We start from the raw sequence: 17,509 nt of genomic DNA, 5'->3' as shown, positions 1-17,509 counted from the left end.
CGTGTTCAAATCACATGATACAAAGGGCGATAGAACAATACTGTCCATAGCCTATGTTCAAATACACAATATAGCTCCTTAATTCTATCATAAAAGACATATTTTTTCGAGAAACAAAGAAAGCCCCAACTCTTATAAGCTGAGACTTTCAGGAGATTTATGAGTTCAAAAGTCCAGTGGACTTTTGAAGGGGTGACCCAGAAATGGAAAAGTCACCCTTGACAAAACAAAAAGAAATAGCTAACCAAAGTCAGCTATTTCAGGAGATTATGAAAAAGAAAGTTTTTTAGGATTGAGTATAGTATATAGTCGCTCACTTAAATATTTCTTAAGAAAAAAACATTCTGGAAAATACTAGAATGTTTGAAGTTACTCTTTTACTCACCGAGTCCGATACGGTCGAAGATTTCATCGACACGTTTTGTGTAGTAGACTGGGTTGAAGATTTCGTCGATTTCGTCTTGGTTCAGGCGGGCTGTGACTTCTGGGTCTGCTTCCAGCAATGGTTTGAAGTCCACTTGGTTATCCCATGAGTGGGCTGTCTTTGGTTGTACCAAGTCGTAAGCCTGCTCACGAGTCATGCCTTTTTCAATCAAGGTCAACATGGCACGCTGGCTGAAAATAAGCCCGAATGTTGAGTTCATGTTGCGGATCATATTTTCTGGGAAAACCGTCAAGTTCTTGACGATATTCCCAAAGCGGTTGAGCATGTAGTCAATCAAGATCGTTGTGTCAGGTGTGATGATACGCTCAGCTGATGAGTGCGAAATATCACGCTCGTGCCAAAGTGACACGTTCTCATAAGCCGTCACCATGTGACCACGAATCACGCGCGCTAGCCCAGTCATGTTCTCAGAGCCGATTGGGTTGCGTTTGTGAGGCATAGCAGAGCTACCTTTCTGACCTTTGGCAAAGAACTCTTCAACTTCACGTTGTTCTGATTTTTGCAGACCACGAATCTCTGTCGCCATACGTTCGATAGAAGTTGCAATGCTTGCAAGCACTGCAAAATATTCTGCGTGGAGGTCACGTGGAAGAACCTGTGTTGAAATTTCTTGCGGACGGATGCCTAATTTGTCACAGACATATTTTTCCACGAATGGAGGAATATTAGCAAAGTTACCAACGGCACCTGAAATCTTACCAGCTTCCACACCTGCGGCAGCATGTTCAAAACGCTCAATATTACGTTTCATCTCGCTGTACCAAGTCGCCAACTTAAGACCGAAAGTCGTTGGCTCGGCGTGAACACCGTGGGTACGACCCATCATGATGGTGAACTTGTGCTCCTTAGCTTTCTCAGCCACGATATTTGTGAAATTCTCAAGGTCACGACGGATAATGTCGTTGGCCTGCTTGTAGAGGTAACCGTAGGCAGTGTCCACCACGTCAGTTGATGTCAAACCGTAGTGCACCCACTTGCGCTCCTCACCGAGCGTCTCAGAAACCGCACGAGTGAAAGCCACCACATCGTGACGCGTGTCCTGCTCAATCTCAAGAATACGGTCAATGTCAAAATCCGCCTTCTCACGAATCTTAGCCACATCTTCCTTAGGAATCTCACCCAACTCAGCCCATGCCTCGTCAGCCAAAATCTCGACCTCCAACCAAGCACGGTATTTATTTTCCTCTGTCCAAATTGCCGCCATCTCAGGGCGTGAATAACGTTCGATCATTTTGTTTCTCCTTAATTCATTTTATTTAACTGTTCTTTTAATATAGTAATTTTCTCTTTATAGTCACTCGCTCTAGCTAAATCGCTATTTAACTCGTTAATATAATAATTATTTTCATCGTGTATCTTTGTAGCATGAGTCGGAGCATTTAGCGAATTAAAATAATCAATTAACTTTTTGCAAAATTTAGTATGAGCAGTGTAATATGTCACTTCCACTGGAATCAGCACCTCAAACCCTGTCTCAAGCAGTTTTTCCATATAAAAATCTTGAGTCATGGTGTACTTGGTACCCAAAGAACCGATTGTTTTCATGTTATTTATTTAAAAGCCAACTTTGTAAATTGTTTTTGTATCAAGAAATGACATTTGAGATTATTTACTTTTCATTTCATTAGATATTAAGCCACTGACAAATTCTAATATAGATTCATCCTCTAAGTTTTTGTAATGCCTATTAAATTCATTAATAAACACTTCCCTTGAAATTTCATTATTACGGTATTGATTGGCAACATCAATGATAGATTCTATAACTTCTTGAGTATCACTATCATCAATATAACAATTAGACTCTTGTAGTTTATTTATTGCCTCAGCACTAATATCTTCCTGTTTTTTTACATCTTTTAAAATTATATAAACATCCTTCAGATAAGGATATTCGAATAAAACTTGCATATTATCTTTTGTTAATAAATCCAAATTTGCTATCCGTTCTTTTATATCAATATCTTCTTCTGCGTAAATATAGTCAATTTCATCAATTAAACGTTGAGGAACTCTATTCTCCAACAAAATTACAGATAAATACCCACTAATTTCCATTTTATCAAAATTAAGAGGAGATATTCCCTCGATAAATTTTAAATATGATGATTTATCAGATGTATTTTTCAAATAAATAATAATTTCACTTAAAGCTATCCGTTCATCTATTTTTATGGAACTTAATCCTCGACGACCATTCTCCATATGTAAAAATATCTTTTGAGCCTTTGAATCATTTCTAAGTTCATATGAATAAGTCCTTGATTTACTACTTCCCTCCTCAACAAGTAAATAGTATTTTTTTACTATTTTAGAGAGCACTCGCCCTATCAATTCCCTAATACTACTGTTGATTAGAATTACACGTGAATCAGACACTGACTTTTCATAACTAATTTGATTATTAGAGAAAAACTTACTAATAAGTTCATATTCCCAGTTATTTCCCACTTTTGAAAATCTATCATATCTCGCATTAGAATAAAATTCTTTTAAAAGATCTAAAAATTGGTGCTCTTGTTTGTTAAAATTAGTTTTCTTATTTATTGCTTTTTCAATCTTGTTATGTAATTCAACATGATTATGAATCTTTATATTTTCAGAAAAATCCTCAATAGAATCATCTTCATTGAATTCCCATAATACTAAAATTATTTTTTGTAGTCTTTCAATTCCCACAGAAATATTATATAAAGCTAAAAATAATTCTGTAGGCATTTCGGGGTTAATACTACTCATATTATTCACAATAGAGATCCCAGTGTATATAAATTCTCCCGAGATATCTAACTCTGAAACCATATTAAAATTTTTATAATACCATTCTTTACTCGTCATAATATTCCTAAGCTATTATACTAACAAAAATAATATAATAACCTCTTCCTAATATTCCACCCCTTCTCCAAACTCCTCCACCTCATCCGCATCCTCTGCAAACACCGTCACATGTCCCATTTTGCGGTTATGTTTCGCTTCTAGTTTACCATACATGTGAAGGTGGGCGCTAGGGTTTTGGGCAACATAGTCAATTGCCTGTTGGACATGTTGTCCCAGGACATTGAGCATGACGGCTGGGGCATGGAGTTTGATTTTGGGGAGAGGTTGCCCCAGTACACCCAAGATGTGAGTGTCAAACTGTGAAAAGTCGCAGGCTTCGATAGAATAGTGCCCTGAGTTGTGGGGGCGTGGGGCGATTTCATTGACGATGATGTCGTCTGCGGTCGCAAACATTTCCACACAGAGGGTTCCTGAAAGCTCTAGTTTCTTGGCGATTTGCACTGCCATGCTCTTGGCTTTTTCAGCGAGCTGTTCGGAAATGCGGGCTGGCACGATGGTTTTTGAGAGGATATTGTTGCGGTGGATATTTTCCTGTACTGGGAAAACCGTCACATCCTTGCCGTTACCAGACACGATGACTGAGATTTCAAGGTCAAAGGTGACAAACTCTTCCAAGACACACTCGGCAGAGTTGGCAAGCTGGCTCGCCTCTGCCATGTCGTCCGCAGAGCGGATGACCTTTTGCCCATGACCGTCATAACCACCTGTCGCGGTCTTTAAGACATAGGTCTTAGAGTGGTCAAGCCCCTCCAAGTCAAGGCTAGAACTCACCACCTTATAGGGAGCGACAGCCACACCAGCCTTATTTGCCAAGAAGTCTTTTTCAAAGATACGGTTTTGAGAAATGCGGAGCAAATCTGTCCCTTGCGGTAGCTGACCTGCTGACACCACGGCGTCCAAGCCGTCAGCATCGACATTCTCAAACTCATAGGTCAAAACATCGCAACGCGCAGCTAATTGTCCCAAAGCCTCAACATCATCGTAAGGCGCCACAATCACCTCGCTAACGCGGGAGGCAGGGCAGTCGCTAGCAGGATCCAGCGTGATGACCTTGTGGCCCATGTAGATAGCCGCAATCGCCATCATCTGCCCCAGCTGACCACCACCGATAATCCCAATGGTCTTAAATGAGTTCATTGCTTGACTCCTCTGCGATTTTTCCTTGTTCCTCATGGAAATGAGCTAGCGCATCAGCTAGATTTTGGTCCTCGATAGAGAGGATACGGAGGGCTGTCAGGGCAGCGTTAGTCGCTCCCGCTTCTCCGATAGCCATGGTTGCCACAGGCACACCGCCAGGCATCTGCACAATGGAATAGAGCGAATCCAAACCTGAGAGGGCACGTGATTTGACAGGTACACCGATAACAGGCAGGGTTGTTTTAGCTGCTACCATACCAGGCAAGTGAGCTGCCCCACCTGCCCCAGCGATGATGATTTTGATGCCTCGACCACGTGCTTCCTCAGCATGCTTGAACATGAGGTCAGGCGTGCGGTGGGCAGAGACGACTTTCTTCTCGTAAGCAATGCCAAAGTTATCTAGAACTTCAGCGGTTTTTTGCATGGTTGCCCAGTCGGATTTGGAGCCCATGATAATAGAAATAATTGGGTTCATATATAAGATACAAAGGGACGTTTCGACTTGTCGAAAATTTTCGTATGAAAATAGGAAATCTTACGCAGATGCTTTAGCATCTAGGAAGATTTATCTTTTTCACTAGAAAATTAGTCCCGTGTTCAGTTCCTTTCTTCTTTCTTTTTGATAATGGGCTTAAGTAGTGAGGTCGGGAGCAAACCTGCGGTTTCATCCCTAACTGTTGAGCCTAAGGTCTCAACAGTTCCCTCGACCGTAACTTATAGTTACGGTCTTTTCACTACGGCGCCCATTATCTTTTTGGAGCGACCTTCGGTCGCTGATTGCTGACGCTAATATTTGAATGAGTAGTCTTATTACTTAATAGCTTTGCTTCCTATGTCATTTCGGTAGAAGAGACCTGTGGTGTCTTGTTGAGCCAGTTGGGTATAGATTTTGTCCTGCCCTGCTTTGACGCTGTCTTCTGTGGTGACGAGCATGTAGACACGTCCACCGTTTGAGAGCAGTGCTTTGCCATTTTCCGCAAACTTAGCTCCTGCATAGTAGGTGATGATGTCGCCGTCGGTCTTCTCAGGAAGTGGCACGCCTTTCTCGTAATCGAGCGGATAGCCTTCTGAGGCAACAACAACGCCCAGAGTCACGCCGTCCTTCTGCCAAGTGATGTAAGGATCAATGCCCATCATGATATCGTCGATGTTCTGAGCGAAATCAGAAGTCAGGCGAGGGAGGATAATCTGAGTTTCTGGGTCACCGAAACGTGAGTTGAACTCAATAACCTTAGGGCCATCAGCCGTCAGGATAAGCCCTGCATAGAGGACACCCAGATAAGGACGCCCTTCGGCAATCATCCCCTCAAGGACAGGCTTAACGATGGTCTCAACAGCTGTATCCACCACGCTCTGAGTCAGGTGAGGAACGGGTGCATAGGCACCCATACCGCCAGTGTTTGGTCCCTTGTCTCCGTCAAAAGCACGCTTATGATCCTGTGCTGTCGGCATGATGTAGAACTTGTCTCCATTAGCGAAGGCAAAGAGGGAGAACTCCTCACCATCCAAGAATTCCTCGATAACCACGCGCGCACCTGAGTCGCCAAACTTGTTGTCCAAAAGCATCTCTTGCACCGCCTCTACCGCCTGCTCAACGGTTTCAGCCACGACCACGCCCTTACCTAACGCCAAGCCGTCAGCCTTGACCACGATTGGTGCGCCCTGCTCTTCGATGTAGGCTTTAGCTTTTTCAAAATCTGAAAATGTGCCATAGGCTGCTGTTGGAACATTGTATTTAACCATGATTTCCTTGGCAAAGTCTTTTGACCACTCTAGCTCCGCTGCTGCCTTGGTTGGACCAAAAGCTCTGAGTCCAACACTGTTGAAATCATCAACGATACCAGCTGCAAGCGCATCATCAGGACCAATAAAGGTCCAAGCAATCTCATTCTCCTTAGCAAAGTCAATCAGTCTAGAATGTTCGGAAATTCCGATATTTACCAAGTCTAGACCATCCAAGGTCATACCATCATTACCAGGTGCCACAAAAACCTGATCCACACCCTTAGACGCTAACAACTTCTTAGCAATCGCATGCTCACGACCACCAGAACCAACAACCAAAAGTTTCATAACAAAGATACCTCATGTTGAAAATGATAAAAAGCACCAGTCTTTTTATTTACGAATTTTATAAAAATATTATAACATATTTGTTCGGAAAAAATACATTTCTTATAAAAGAGGTCTTTATTTTATTTGATAACTCTCTTTTTAACCAAACAAAAAGCAAGCCTACTGGCTCGCTCTTTCTATTATTTCTAATTATTGTCCATAAATGAGTTGATCTCGTCCATCAACGACAAACCAGCCAGTACGACCATTTGCAAAGGTCGTCTTAGCCCAGCGGTAACCTGCAGTCCCTTGCAGAGGTGAGTCCACGCGCGATACCGTCTTAGGATTGAAGACGAAGTAGCCACCCGTTTGGAGAACTTGGTCTGAAGTTGGATTTCCGTTGGCATCAACCTCGTCAATCTCAGACGCTGGAATACCGTTATCTGCCCAAGCAAAATCAGTTGGCACAAGGGCATTGTTCTTAACGAGCCAAACACCGTTGACTTTTTGAAGTTGATCAACACGATAAATTTTCTGTTTTTTAGCACTGGTCGATGGAGCGGTGCTTGTTGTCTGATTTACAGGAGTTACTGGTGCGCTCTGCGCAGCTGTTTGCCCTGAAAAGTTTGGAGCTGACGCAATCATACCAGTCGGATCGATGCGCCCAGAGTATCCATTTTTAAAATTAGGAGAAGCTGGTAAAAATTCAAAATGGAGGTGGGGACCTGTAGCCATCCCCGTTGAGCCAACATAGCCAATGATATCACCCTGCTTGACGCTAGCGCCTGTACTTGTAGCGATACTTGAGAGATGGGCGTAACCGCTGTGCATGCCATCGTTATGTTGAATCAGGACGCTATTTCCAGCAAGCCAGGTCATCCACGAATGCTGCGCACCTGGACCAGCAAACTTAACCTTGCCGTCCGCAACTGCTCGAATAGGAGTTCCAGTTGGTACCGCATAATCGACACCTCCGTGACCAGGATAGCCATTGAAGCCTGTTGTAATTGTTCCATTGTCGATTGGTCGCACATAGGTTGCCGCTAAGGCTGAATGGCTCATCCCCAAAGTCACCAAAGCAAGACCCATCAGTGACATCAATTTGCTAACTTTTCTCTTCAAAAAAGAACCTCCAAAAACTAAATTTGTAAGCCCTTAAAGGCCTACACTATATCTATTCGTCAAGACTCCCTCTAAAAGCAAAAAATTTTGGAAAACAAAAAGAAATAGCTAACCGAAGTTAGCTATTTCAGGAGATTTATGAGTTCAAAAGTCCAGTGGACTTTTGAAGGGGTGACCCAGAAAAGGCAAAGTCACCCTTTGACAAAATAAAATGAAAGAACGCTGAGTTCTCAACGTTCTTTCAGGAGATTTATGAAAAAGATACGTCCACTGTTTGGGCTTTAGCCCATTACAGTGGCGGATACCGAACTTGTTCGGTGAAAGTTTTAGGATTGAGTACAGTATATAGTCACTTGCTTAAATATTTCTTAATCTCCAAAAGAATTTTAGTATAGGAACTAACCTCATCTGTCACGACAAAAACAAGTCCAACATCATGCTGAACTTGCTTAGGAGATTTATGAAAAAGAAAAGTTTTAGGATGGTTATAGTATATGAAGTCTTGCTTAAATATTTCTTAAGTTCTAAAAGAATTTTAGTATAAGAATAAGAGATACTCCAATAACTCTTTCAAATAAGCACCATTAGTTTCGTTAGCAATAATCTTTAATAAGTACGGATTATGAATACATATAGCTAATAAATTGGCTATCCGTTTATTTCTTAAATTTTAAAGGAATAATGTTGGCAGATAAAATTCTATGTTAATTAAGAATGTTTTAGTTTAGTATCTTCTGTGATTTTTAAATTTTCCGCCGCCTGATATAATTCACAGACTACATCATCAATTTTATGAGACACATTCTGAAGATTATCATATAAAACTTCTGTCATTTTATATAGATAAATTGTTAATAACTCACGATTATTTGGTTTGTTATAACCACCTAACATATCTATTGACACACTCTGTAACTCAAGGTTATTTTTTACCTCTACTAATTCATGCGCTAATTTTTCTATTGTTGTTGCTTTCATTGTTATACCTCTCTATATTTATTATTTCTTAAAACGAAAGAACGTTGATTTCTCAACGTTCTTTCAGGAGATTTATGAAAAAGAAAAGTTTTAGGATTGACTATAGTATATAGTCGCCTACTTAAAATAAGCTTAAGCTCAATCTTTATTTTTAGAAGCCGCCCATACCGCCCATTGGATCCATTCCTGCTGGCATTGCTGGAGCTTCTGGTTCTGGTTTGTTAGCGACAACGGCTTCTGTTGTTAGGATAAGGCTAGCAACTGAGGCTGCATTTTGAAGGGCTGAGCGAGTCACTTTAACAGGGTCGATGATTCCTGTCTCAACCATGTTAACCCACTCACCGTTGGCAGCGTTGAAGCCGATTCCGATTTCAGAGTTTTTCAAACGCTCGATGACAACTGAGCCTTCATAACCTGCGTTAAAGGCAATCTGACGCACTGGTTCTTCCAAGGCACGGAGTACGATGTTACGTCCTGTGGCATCGTCACCTTCCAAATAAAGCGCTGCTACTTTTTCAATAACGTTGACAAGGGCAGTACCACCACCTGCTACGATACCTTCTTCAACAGCTGCGCGAGTGGCATTGAGGGCGTCTTCGATACGAAGTTTCATCTCTTTCAGAGCTGTTTCTGTTGCAGCTCCGACCTTGATAACTGCCACACCACCAGCAAGTTTTGCCAGACGCTCTTGCAATTTTTCACGGTCAAATTCAGATGTTGTTGTTTCTAATTGTGACTTGATGAGGTGGACACGGTTGGCAATAGCTTCCGCAGCGCCAGCGCCTTCGACGATAACTGTGCTATCCTTATCAACTTGAACCTTAGCTGCCTGTCCAAGCGCAGCCATTGTCGCATCAGTCAACTCAAGACCAAGGTCTTCTGTGATAACGGTAGCGCCAGTCAAGACTGCAATATCTTCCAACATGGCCTTGCGGCGGTCACCAAAGCCAGGAGCCTTAACAGCAACCACGTTGAAGGTTCCACGAATCTTGTTGAGGACAAGGGTTGGGAGGGCTTCGCCATCCACATCATCAGCGATAATCAAGAGTGGACGGTTGGTTTTAAGCACTTCTTCCAAGAGAGGAAGAACGTCTTGGATGTTTGAAATTTTCTTGTCTGTGACGAGGATGAATGGATTTTCAAGCTCTGCGACCATTTTTTCATTATCAGTTACCATGTACTGTGAGAGGTAACCACGGTCAAACTGCATACCTTCTACCACTTCGAGTTCTGTTTCCATTCCACGAGACTCTTCGATAGTGATAACACCGTCTTTACCGACACGTTCCATAGCTTCAGAAATGTATTCGCCGACTTTTTCTGAGCGTGATGAGACGGCAGCAACTTGAGCGATAGCTTCCTTGTTGGCAACAGGCTGCGCAATAGCTTTAAGCTCTGCAACCGCAGTTTCAACAGCTGCTTCAATTCCACGACGGATGCCGATTGGATTAGCACCTGCTGTCACATTTTTAAGACCTTCACGGACGATTGCTTGGGTCAAAACAGTTGCCGTAGTTGTTCCGTCACCTGCGATATCATTGGTTTTTGAAGCAACTTCGCTAACCAATTTAGCACCCATGTTTTCAAAGTGGTCTTCCAATTCAATTTCTTTCGCAATAGTCACACCGTCATTAGTGATAAGCGGTGAGCCAAAAGCTTTTTCGAGAACGACATTGCGTCCTTTAGGGCCAAGGGTTACCTTGACCGTATCTGCTAGAATATCGACACCACGCACCATTGCAGAGCGGGCATCAGATGAAAATTTAATGTCTTTTGCCATAATAGATTACCGAACCTATATTATCAGATAGGTTGAATCCTTTCTTCTAAACTTTGAATTTTTTGCCTGCAAGCAAGCTTATTTGATGATCGCTAAAATGTCACTTTCGCGGATAATGGTCACTTTCTGATCGCCATCTTTAACATCTAGTCCTGCACCGTTCTCAACAAGGACGGTATCTCCTGCTTTAACGCTTGGTGCAACCAGATCACCTGTCAAGGTACGGATTCCGTCTCCTACTGCCACAACCTGCGCTTTTTTGCTGCTTTCACGGTTGGCACCTGCCAAAACAAAACCGCTAGCAGTTGTTTCTTCTGTTTCTTCAAAAATTACGACAACACGGTCGCCTAAAGGTTTCAAAGTCATCAGACTTCCCTCCACTCATACATTTAATATTTTTAGCACTCTTACTATCTGAGTGCTAATATTACAAAACTTATTATATCACTTGGTCAGAAATAGTCAAAAGAAATGTCATCTTTTTCAAAAAGAGCTCTGCTATTTTTCCAAAAAATCTGCCAACTTAGCAAAGGTCTTGTGATTGCGAATGGTCACCTGCTTGTAAGTCTTGGTTTTGATAAAATGCTTGTGATAGGCCGTCTTGGCATAACTAGCCTCATCAAACTTACCCCAATAGGCCGCCAAATCTCCCAGATAAAGCACCTCATCACCCATGGGCAAGCCAGATAGCTCCTGCTCCAAAAGCTGGCGGGTCACTGCCTGCGTGTAGAAAAGCGTATCCTTTCTTGCCAAGTCCTCCTGCCACCAGGCAGGCAATTGCTGGCGCTCCACCTCATATGCCTCTTGATTGAAGAAACTAAACTGCGTCACAAAAGGATAATGCTGCGCTAACAAATGCTCAAGCTCTTCCTTCAAGTCAGGCTCTGGTTTGCTAGAGGTAAAAAAGAGATTACCACTATTGATATAAGATGCCACATCCTCATAACCCTGCTCCGCCAAGAGAGCCTTAAGCTCTGCCATGACAACCTTATTCTTACCACCAACATTGATTCCTCTTAATAATAGACAATAGCGCACAACCGACTCCTTCTTTTTTCTATTAATACCTGCCCCTAACTTACCATAAAGTTGGAAAAATTGATATGTAAAAGAGACTGGAAAATGATTTCCCAGTCTCAAAAATAATGAACCTATAAGACCCCTCTATTTCAAATCTCCTCCTATTCCCTTGAACTTCTCAACGAAATGACTAATTTTTTGAAAGACGGTTTGTTTAAGACTACGATATTTAGGGTTAAGCGGACTCATTTTAGGTAACACTTCATTTAAACCATTACCATTCTCGCTCGCATACTCATGTTTTAATGAAGTTGTGATATAACGCTTAGCACTCGCTTCGTTTAATTGCTCTTCTTGAATAAGCTCGTCTGCCTCTTTTTGTTGCTCTTCTCTAGCAAATAAGAAGAAACTTTCAATCACTTCAGTCTTATCCTTCAACTTATTCAAATCTGTCTGGTGAATAAAATCAACGATCAGACTTTCCTTGGCTCTATTCCCCAAGCTAGATCGAATCAGACGAGAAATTTCATGAGTCAACTGCTCTTTATCACTAACTTTTTGGTGTTTTTCAAAAATTAATTCCAAAATATAATCTAAATTAATTTCTTGTGACTTCAATAACTCTACTTCAAACACGACAGAGTCCCAATCAACATCTGATTTTTCAGCCTCTGTCGACTGACGTCCACGTGTTATCCAATCTCGAATATCATTATAAGTAGAGCGATAATCCTGAATCTCTCTATCGGATAGAAAATCAGTCGTCATTATTGAATCAAGTTTCTCTCTCGTTACATGATAAGTCTCCTGATATTCATGAACCTCTGTTGCATCGCTCTTGTCAATTTCCTGCAAAGCTTTCCAACTTGCAAACTCATCATAATTCTGAAGAATATTATCTAGTTTTAGAAATTTCCCAAATAAGGTAACAAAGGATTTTTTATCCGCACCTTTAACAATCGCAGTTGGATCTGGAAAGCGTTCCTTCAACTCCTGAACAATTTGTAAATAACCTTCCTGCTCCTCACCATTCTCTGTAAAGCCTTCCATATAATCACGGTAAGGTCGTTCTAGAAGAACATCTGCTGTCTCAGACTTTCCAAATAACTTAATAGCATCCGCTGTTGCTTTCTCTAAATCACGGAAAGTGACAATATTCCCAAAGGATTTAGTCGCATCATAGATACGATTGGTTCGTGAAAAAGCTTGAATCAAGCCATGATAACGTAAGTTTTTATCTACAAATAAGGTATTCAAAGTTGGTGCATCAAAACCTGTTAGGAACATCCCAACAACAATCAGTAAATCCACCTCACGACTCTTAACTCGCTTGGCCAAATCTCGGTAGTAATTCTGAAATTCATTGCCATTGATACTGAAGCTACTTCCAAATAGCTGATTATAATCAGAAATACAATGACTCAAAAATTCTTTACTGCTGCTGTCTTTTAAGTCAGCTGGTGAAAAAGTCTCATCATCAATATCCCCAATAGCTGACTGCTCCTCATTAGCTGCATAAGAAAATATGGTCGCTACCTTTAAGGGTTTTTCTTTGCCCATTTGCTGGCGCTGAAATTCTTGATAATAAGCCTTAGCAGCATCAACACTGGATACTGCAAACATAGCATTGAATCCCTGACCTGACTGTCGGTGTGTCTTTTGGTTAAAATGCTCTAAAATATAGCTTGTAATCTCTGTGATACGTGTTGGATGTAAAAGAGCTTCTTTGGTTTCTGCAGCAGATAACTTTTGCAAATCTTGTTCCGTCTCATAAGATTTAAACTGTGGTCGGACATCATTGTAATCCACCATGAATTTCAAAACCTTATTATCTCTGATAGCATCTGTAATAACATAAGAATGTAATTCTTGCCCAAATACAGAGGCTGTCGTCTCAGAGCCTAAGGCATTTTCAACCTTAATCGGTGTCCCTGTAAAACCAAATTGACAGAACTTCTTAAACTTCTTGCGTAAGCGTTTCTGGGCTTCACCAAATTGAGAACGATGACATTCATCAAAAATAAAGACGACTTGCTTTCCATAAATCTCATGCTGAGCCTCACTTGACATGAAGTTATTGAGCTTTTGAATGGTCGTGACAACAATTTTATTGTCCTCTTTTTCAATATTTCGCTTAAGACCCGCTGTACTATCAGAACCATTCACAGAGTCAGGTGAAAAACGCTGGTATTCTTTCATGGTTTGGTAGTCCAGATCTTTTCGGTCCACAACGAAGAAAACCTTGTCTACCTCAGGCATCTCTGTCGCTAATCTAGCTGCCTTAAAACTCGTCAGTGTCTTACCCGAACCCGTCGTATGCCAAATATAGCCTCCAGTCTCTGGACCACTCTTGATCTTTGAAGCAATAGCAGAGCTTATTTTCCAAATAATTCTCTCCGTCGCCGCAATCTGATAGGGACGCATAATTAAGAGTGTATTATTAGTATCAAAGACAGTGTAATTGATCAAAACATTTAGGAGCGTATTTTTTCCTAGAAAGGTCTGTGTAAAATCCTTTAAATCATTGATTGGATCATTATTCTTTAAAGCCCAATTCATCGTGAATTCAAAGGCATTTTTATCACGTTTGGTCGTATTTGCGAAATAGCGTGTATCTGTCCCATTTGAAATAACAAACAACTGCAGGTATTTAAAGAGCGAACTTTCATCATTAAAACTTTCCTTACTGTAACGATGAACTTGGTTAAATGCCTCTCTGATAGCGACACCACGTTTTTTCAATTCAATCTGAACGAGCGGTAATCCGTTGACCAGAATGGTCACATCATAACGATTAGCAGTCCTTCCAGTCTGCTGCATTTGATTGATGACCTGAAGCTTATTTCGATGAATATTCTTCTTATCCCATAGATAGATATTCTGGATATGTCCATCATCAAAAATAAAATCGTAAACATAGTCATCGTGAAGCTTTCTCGTACAATCAATCAAACTATCACTAGCCCTATTCAAATACTCATCAAGGAAACGACGCCATTCATCATCTGTAAAACTTGCATGGTTCAAATCCTCTAACTGAACTTTAAGGTTCTTCATCAAGGTTTCAGGAGTCGTCACACCAGGCAGATACTCATAACCTTGTTGCTGCAAGTCTGCAATTAACTCCCTTTCCAAATCAGCCTCTGTTTGATAGTGACTTGGCTTTTCTAGCTTTGTGTATTTCTCTAGAACGATGAAATTATTGGATTCAGCAATAGTCGCTGTTTTATTCACTTCAGACATAGCTACTCCTCTCTTGTTTCTTCTTTATAAAAATGATAGCGACTCTCAAAATCATTAAATAGATATGCTAACATGTTTTTATGACTCTGAGTCAATGCAGCTACTTCATCACCTGACTGCTTTGAATGACTAGAAATTTCTATAATCCGTTTTTTGTAACTATCTCTAGCTCTATCATCTGCTTCTTCAGGTAATATCTCTTTCCACTCTTTGTACCCCAAAAATGTCGCTGTCTTTTCAAAAAGATTTCTTAGTAAATTAAAATGATATTTCTGAACAGCATCATTATCAATAGCAGCTCTAAGCTCATTTCTCAGAAATAGATGATACGCAAAAGGAGAGTCCTTACGCTGGGTATGGAGTTGATAGGTGCCATCTTCATACTTTTCCAATCTATGCTTATTTGCATTTCCAAGTTCATTATGCAATACATTATAGAATAGAGGATTATGGGTTGTAATAATAAATTTCAAGCCCAATTTTTCACTATTACTTTCCTTGATAAGCTGTGCAAGGTTTGAAGCTACCTCAATCAAATGGTTTTCATCCAGTGATGAAACAGGGTCATCAATAAAAACATACTCTAAATTATCAAAATCCCTAGTACTTCGTTCTTCTACTTCTACAATTTTTCTTTCACTAATCACTAACTCTAGCAACGTGAAAAAGACAGACCAAACAAAATTACTTTCCTCTCCTTTGGAAAGTTTGATTTTCTCAACATCCTCATCATTTCCTCTTTGAAATGTAAAGATAATTTGATTATTTCTCAAATCAAAATTAGGATTTAGTTTATCGTCTGTATAATGCTGAAAATTCGTAATAATATTTTGATCTTGACCTTGTTCCTCAATTATCCATGAAATAAAGGAATTGGGTTGTATCTTTAAACTATATTCCTGATTATTTTCAAGGTCATTATCCCAATAAAACAAATCTTCTGTAAAAGCATTATAATAAAGAATTTTATCTCGTGTAAGACTACCACGATCCCCTTGAACTAATTGTGCAAACGTCTTAGATAGCCTTGTCTTTCCTGTACCATTAAAGGCATATATCAACTGTACAGATTTTTGAGATTGTTTTAATTCTTCAGCAATTTCTTCTAGTCTTTTACCCATATTATTTCCCTATTTAAAAGCGTAATAATTTATCCCTAAAATACTCATATTCCTTTTGTCTTTGTTCAATTTCTTTTGGCAAACCTTGAGAAAGGGAGTGAGTTAAAATATCAAATTTATCTAGAGTAGAAACGATTAATTCTTGTTGAGTAAGGGGAGGTAAGTCAACAAGAAATTTTTCCATATCCTTAGAATTGATACGAATAACTTTTGTTCCCGTAACTTTCTTCTCTTTCTGCATTTGAAAATGTATTGACTTAAAATAATAATTCAAAAATCGACTATTCTGACTGGTACGAACAATATAAGCATCGCCAGAAATCCCTGCCTCTTCATTACCTTCCCAAACTGTAGCCTTGCCAACATCCTCAACATTTTCAGACGTCGTTGCCATGATAATATCATTTGGCTTTGCTTTCTTCAATTTCTCAAATACAGATTTTTCAGCAAATGAAATTGTCTCTGATGTTGAGAATCCATACTTGGTGTAGATTTGACCATAATGAATAACTGGAAGACCAACCTCTACAAAGTCTTTTTTCTGCAGTCCATTTCCTCGTGTAAAAGCACAAATACTGCCCAACTCCACTCGAATCGGTCCAAATACCCATTGCAGAATCTTGATGATAATAGCATCCCACTCCTCTACTCTACTCTACTCTACTCTACTCTTAGCATACACGCCTTCGGCGGTGAAGGTCAAGAGTTTATCTCGAATAAATTCATACTGTTTCTGACGCTGTTCAATCTCTTTGGGTAATCCGATGTTCAAATCGTTACAGACTGTATCAAAGTTATCCAGAACTTGAACGATGCGGGATTGGATATTATGACTAACATAAGGGATAGGAAATTTCCTTATTTTTCCTAAAGCCAAGAAAACCTGACTGCCTTTGCTCTTATTTTCTTCGATATATTGCTTTGCATTACTTGACTGCAAATAATGAAATAAATAACGGGATAAAACTCTATTAGATGTTTTTATTAAACCTACATTCTTAATCGCATAATCTGGCTCCTCCACCACATGAGCTACTTCCCCTACCGTTCCAATCATTGTAAAAAGTAAATCATCAACATCTACTTTACTTCTCTTATTGATAGCTTCAAAATCTTCTGGACTAATGTAGTATGCATTTTCAAATGTTACTGAACCCTGCTTTACATTTTTTGAAGTGATTAAATAGTTACCATAATTCTGTTTAGTGGGAGAATCATGTGTGCCATCACGAACATCGCAAATTTCCTCCAATGTCTTCCACTCTACTTCATAAACCTCACCTTCAAAAGATAAGAGTTTATCTCTATAAAAAGAGTATTGCTTTTGGCGTAAGGTCAATTCTGCGGTCAATTCTGTAACATATTCACTGAATTTGTCAAGTATTTTGACGATTTCTTTTTGGACTATAAGAGGTGGAACGGGAACTACTATTTTAGCAAGGTTCTTTGGATATAATTCTATAACCTTTGTACCCACTACTAATTTCTCTTTTTGTTTTTGGAAATGAACCGTTTCAAAAACATAACTAAGGTATTTCGTGTCAACATCCGTTTTTAAAATACAAGAATGACCTCCAATACCTAATTCATCTTTTCCTAACCAAACCAACGCCTTTCCTACATCTTCAATATTTTCGCTGGTTGTCGCAACTACTAAATCTCCTTGATTTGCTTTTCTACCATTTGTCAAGTATATCAATGCTTTAAGCCCAAAAATAATATCAAGACAGTAGCCGTTACGTGGTTATTGTCTTATTTTTATTACTG

14 protein-coding genes and 1 pseudogene are annotated in these 17,509 nt (G+C 40.0%); all 15 read right to left on the bottom strand.

Annotated elements, in window-relative coordinates; genetic code table 11:
* Positions 1 to 377 precede the first annotated feature (377 nt).
* Complete coding sequence (gene purB / locus JOC28_RS03830; protein ID WP_205009323.1) at positions 378 to 1,676, bottom strand: adenylosuccinate lyase; 1,299 nt, start codon at positions 1,674 to 1,676, stop codon at positions 378 to 380.
* Positions 1,677 to 1,894: 218 nt separating this feature from the next.
* Positions 1,895 to 1,978, bottom strand: a pseudogene (locus JOC28_RS10930) (aspartate racemase); the annotation flags it as partial.
* 72 nt (positions 1,979 to 2,050) lie between these two features.
* Positions 2,051 to 3,283 (bottom strand): hypothetical protein, encoded by a 1,233-nt coding sequence (locus JOC28_RS03820; protein WP_205009322.1) that lies wholly within the window; start codon positions 3,281 to 3,283, stop codon positions 2,051 to 2,053.
* A 48-nt stretch (positions 3,284 to 3,331) separates the two neighbouring features.
* The gene (gene purK, locus JOC28_RS03815) at positions 3,332 to 4,423 is read right to left on the bottom strand and encodes a 5-(carboxyamino)imidazole ribonucleotide synthase (protein WP_205009321.1); all 1,092 of its coding nucleotides are present in this window, start codon (positions 4,421 to 4,423) and stop codon (positions 3,332 to 3,334) included.
* Positions 4,410 to 4,898, bottom strand: a complete 489-nt coding sequence (gene purE, locus JOC28_RS03810; RefSeq protein WP_001068142.1) for a 5-(carboxyamino)imidazole ribonucleotide mutase — start codon at positions 4,896 to 4,898, stop codon at positions 4,410 to 4,412. The genes purK and purE overlap by 14 nt, the downstream gene beginning before the upstream one ends.
* A gap of 335 nt (positions 4,899 to 5,233) precedes the next feature.
* Positions 5,234 to 6,496 (bottom strand): phosphoribosylamine--glycine ligase, encoded by a 1,263-nt coding sequence (gene purD, locus JOC28_RS03805; RefSeq protein WP_205009320.1) that lies wholly within the window; start codon positions 6,494 to 6,496, stop codon positions 5,234 to 5,236.
* Between the two features lie 192 nt (positions 6,497 to 6,688).
* Positions 6,689 to 7,576, bottom strand: a complete 888-nt coding sequence (locus tag JOC28_RS03800; protein WP_205009345.1) for a lytic exoenzyme target recognition domain-containing protein — start codon at positions 7,574 to 7,576, stop codon at positions 6,689 to 6,691.
* 732 nt (positions 7,577 to 8,308) lie between these two features.
* On the bottom strand, positions 8,309 to 8,578 hold the full coding sequence (locus tag JOC28_RS03795) for a hypothetical protein (RefSeq protein ID WP_205009319.1): 270 nt from the start codon (positions 8,576 to 8,578) through the stop codon (positions 8,309 to 8,311).
* A 151-nt stretch (positions 8,579 to 8,729) separates the two neighbouring features.
* Positions 8,730 to 10,358 (bottom strand): chaperonin GroEL, encoded by a 1,629-nt coding sequence (gene groL / locus JOC28_RS03790; RefSeq protein WP_205009318.1) that lies wholly within the window; start codon positions 10,356 to 10,358, stop codon positions 8,730 to 8,732.
* Positions 10,359 to 10,436: 78 nt separating this feature from the next.
* The gene (gene groES, locus JOC28_RS03785; protein ID WP_205009317.1) at positions 10,437 to 10,724 is read right to left on the bottom strand and encodes a co-chaperone GroES; all 288 of its coding nucleotides are present in this window, start codon (positions 10,722 to 10,724) and stop codon (positions 10,437 to 10,439) included.
* Positions 10,725 to 10,856: 132 nt separating this feature from the next.
* A complete protein-coding gene (locus tag JOC28_RS03780) occupies positions 10,857 to 11,396 on the bottom strand; it encodes a DUF1697 domain-containing protein (protein WP_205009316.1) in 540 nt (179 codons plus the stop codon).
* 126 nt (positions 11,397 to 11,522) lie between these two features.
* Positions 11,523 to 14,621 (bottom strand): type I restriction endonuclease subunit R, encoded by a 3,099-nt coding sequence (locus tag JOC28_RS03775; RefSeq protein WP_205009315.1) that lies wholly within the window; start codon positions 14,619 to 14,621, stop codon positions 11,523 to 11,525.
* A gap of 2 nt (positions 14,622 to 14,623) precedes the next feature.
* Positions 14,624 to 15,742 carry an AAA family ATPase gene (locus JOC28_RS03770; RefSeq protein WP_205009314.1) on the bottom strand — a complete coding sequence of 373 codons (1,119 nt, stop codon included), beginning with the start codon at positions 15,740 to 15,742 and terminating at the stop codon, positions 14,624 to 14,626.
* Between the two features lie 13 nt (positions 15,743 to 15,755).
* On the bottom strand, positions 15,756 to 16,331 hold the full coding sequence (locus JOC28_RS03765; protein ID WP_338058055.1) for a restriction endonuclease subunit S: 576 nt from the start codon (positions 16,329 to 16,331) through the stop codon (positions 15,756 to 15,758).
* A gap of 66 nt (positions 16,332 to 16,397) precedes the next feature.
* Positions 16,398 to 17,432: a restriction endonuclease subunit S gene (locus tag JOC28_RS03760; protein WP_239548870.1), complete on the bottom strand. Its 1,035-nt coding sequence runs from the start codon at positions 17,430 to 17,432 to the stop codon at positions 16,398 to 16,400.
* Positions 17,433 to 17,509 lie beyond the last annotated feature (77 nt).

The sequence above is a fragment of the Streptococcus loxodontisalivarius genome (genome assembly GCF_016908645.1).
Taxonomy (GTDB): domain Bacteria; phylum Bacillota; class Bacilli; order Lactobacillales; family Streptococcaceae; genus Streptococcus; species Streptococcus loxodontisalivarius.
This window is presented reverse-complemented; position numbering and strand designations above follow the sequence as displayed.

Coding starts and splice junctions, on each gene's coding strand:
- purB (WP_205009323.1), bottom strand. CDS start 1,676: ATGATCGAACGTTATTCACGCCCTGAGATGGCGGCAATTTGGACAGAG.
- JOC28_RS03820 (WP_205009322.1), bottom strand. CDS start 3,283: ATGACGAGTAAAGAATGGTATTATAAAAATTTTAATATGGTTTCAGAG.
- purK (WP_205009321.1), bottom strand. CDS start 4,423: ATGAACTCATTTAAGACCATTGGGATTATCGGTGGTGGTCAGCTGGGG.
- purE (WP_001068142.1), bottom strand. CDS start 4,898: ATGAACCCAATTATTTCTATTATCATGGGCTCCAAATCCGACTGGGCA.
- purD (WP_205009320.1), bottom strand. CDS start 6,496: ATGAAACTTTTGGTTGTTGGTTCTGGTGGTCGTGAGCATGCGATTGCT.
- JOC28_RS03800 (WP_205009345.1), bottom strand. CDS start 7,576: ATGTCACTGATGGGTCTTGCTTTGGTGACTTTGGGGATGAGCCATTCA.
- JOC28_RS03795 (WP_205009319.1), bottom strand. CDS start 8,578: ATGAAAGCAACAACAATAGAAAAATTAGCGCATGAATTAGTAGAGGTA.
- groL (WP_205009318.1), bottom strand. CDS start 10,358: ATGGCAAAAGACATTAAATTTTCATCTGATGCCCGCTCTGCAATGGTG.
- groES (WP_205009317.1), bottom strand. CDS start 10,724: ATGACTTTGAAACCTTTAGGCGACCGTGTTGTCGTAATTTTTGAAGAA.
- JOC28_RS03775 (WP_205009315.1), bottom strand. CDS start 14,621: ATGTCTGAAGTGAATAAAACAGCGACTATTGCTGAATCCAATAATTTC.
- JOC28_RS03770 (WP_205009314.1), bottom strand. CDS start 15,742: ATGGGTAAAAGACTAGAAGAAATTGCTGAAGAATTAAAACAATCTCAA.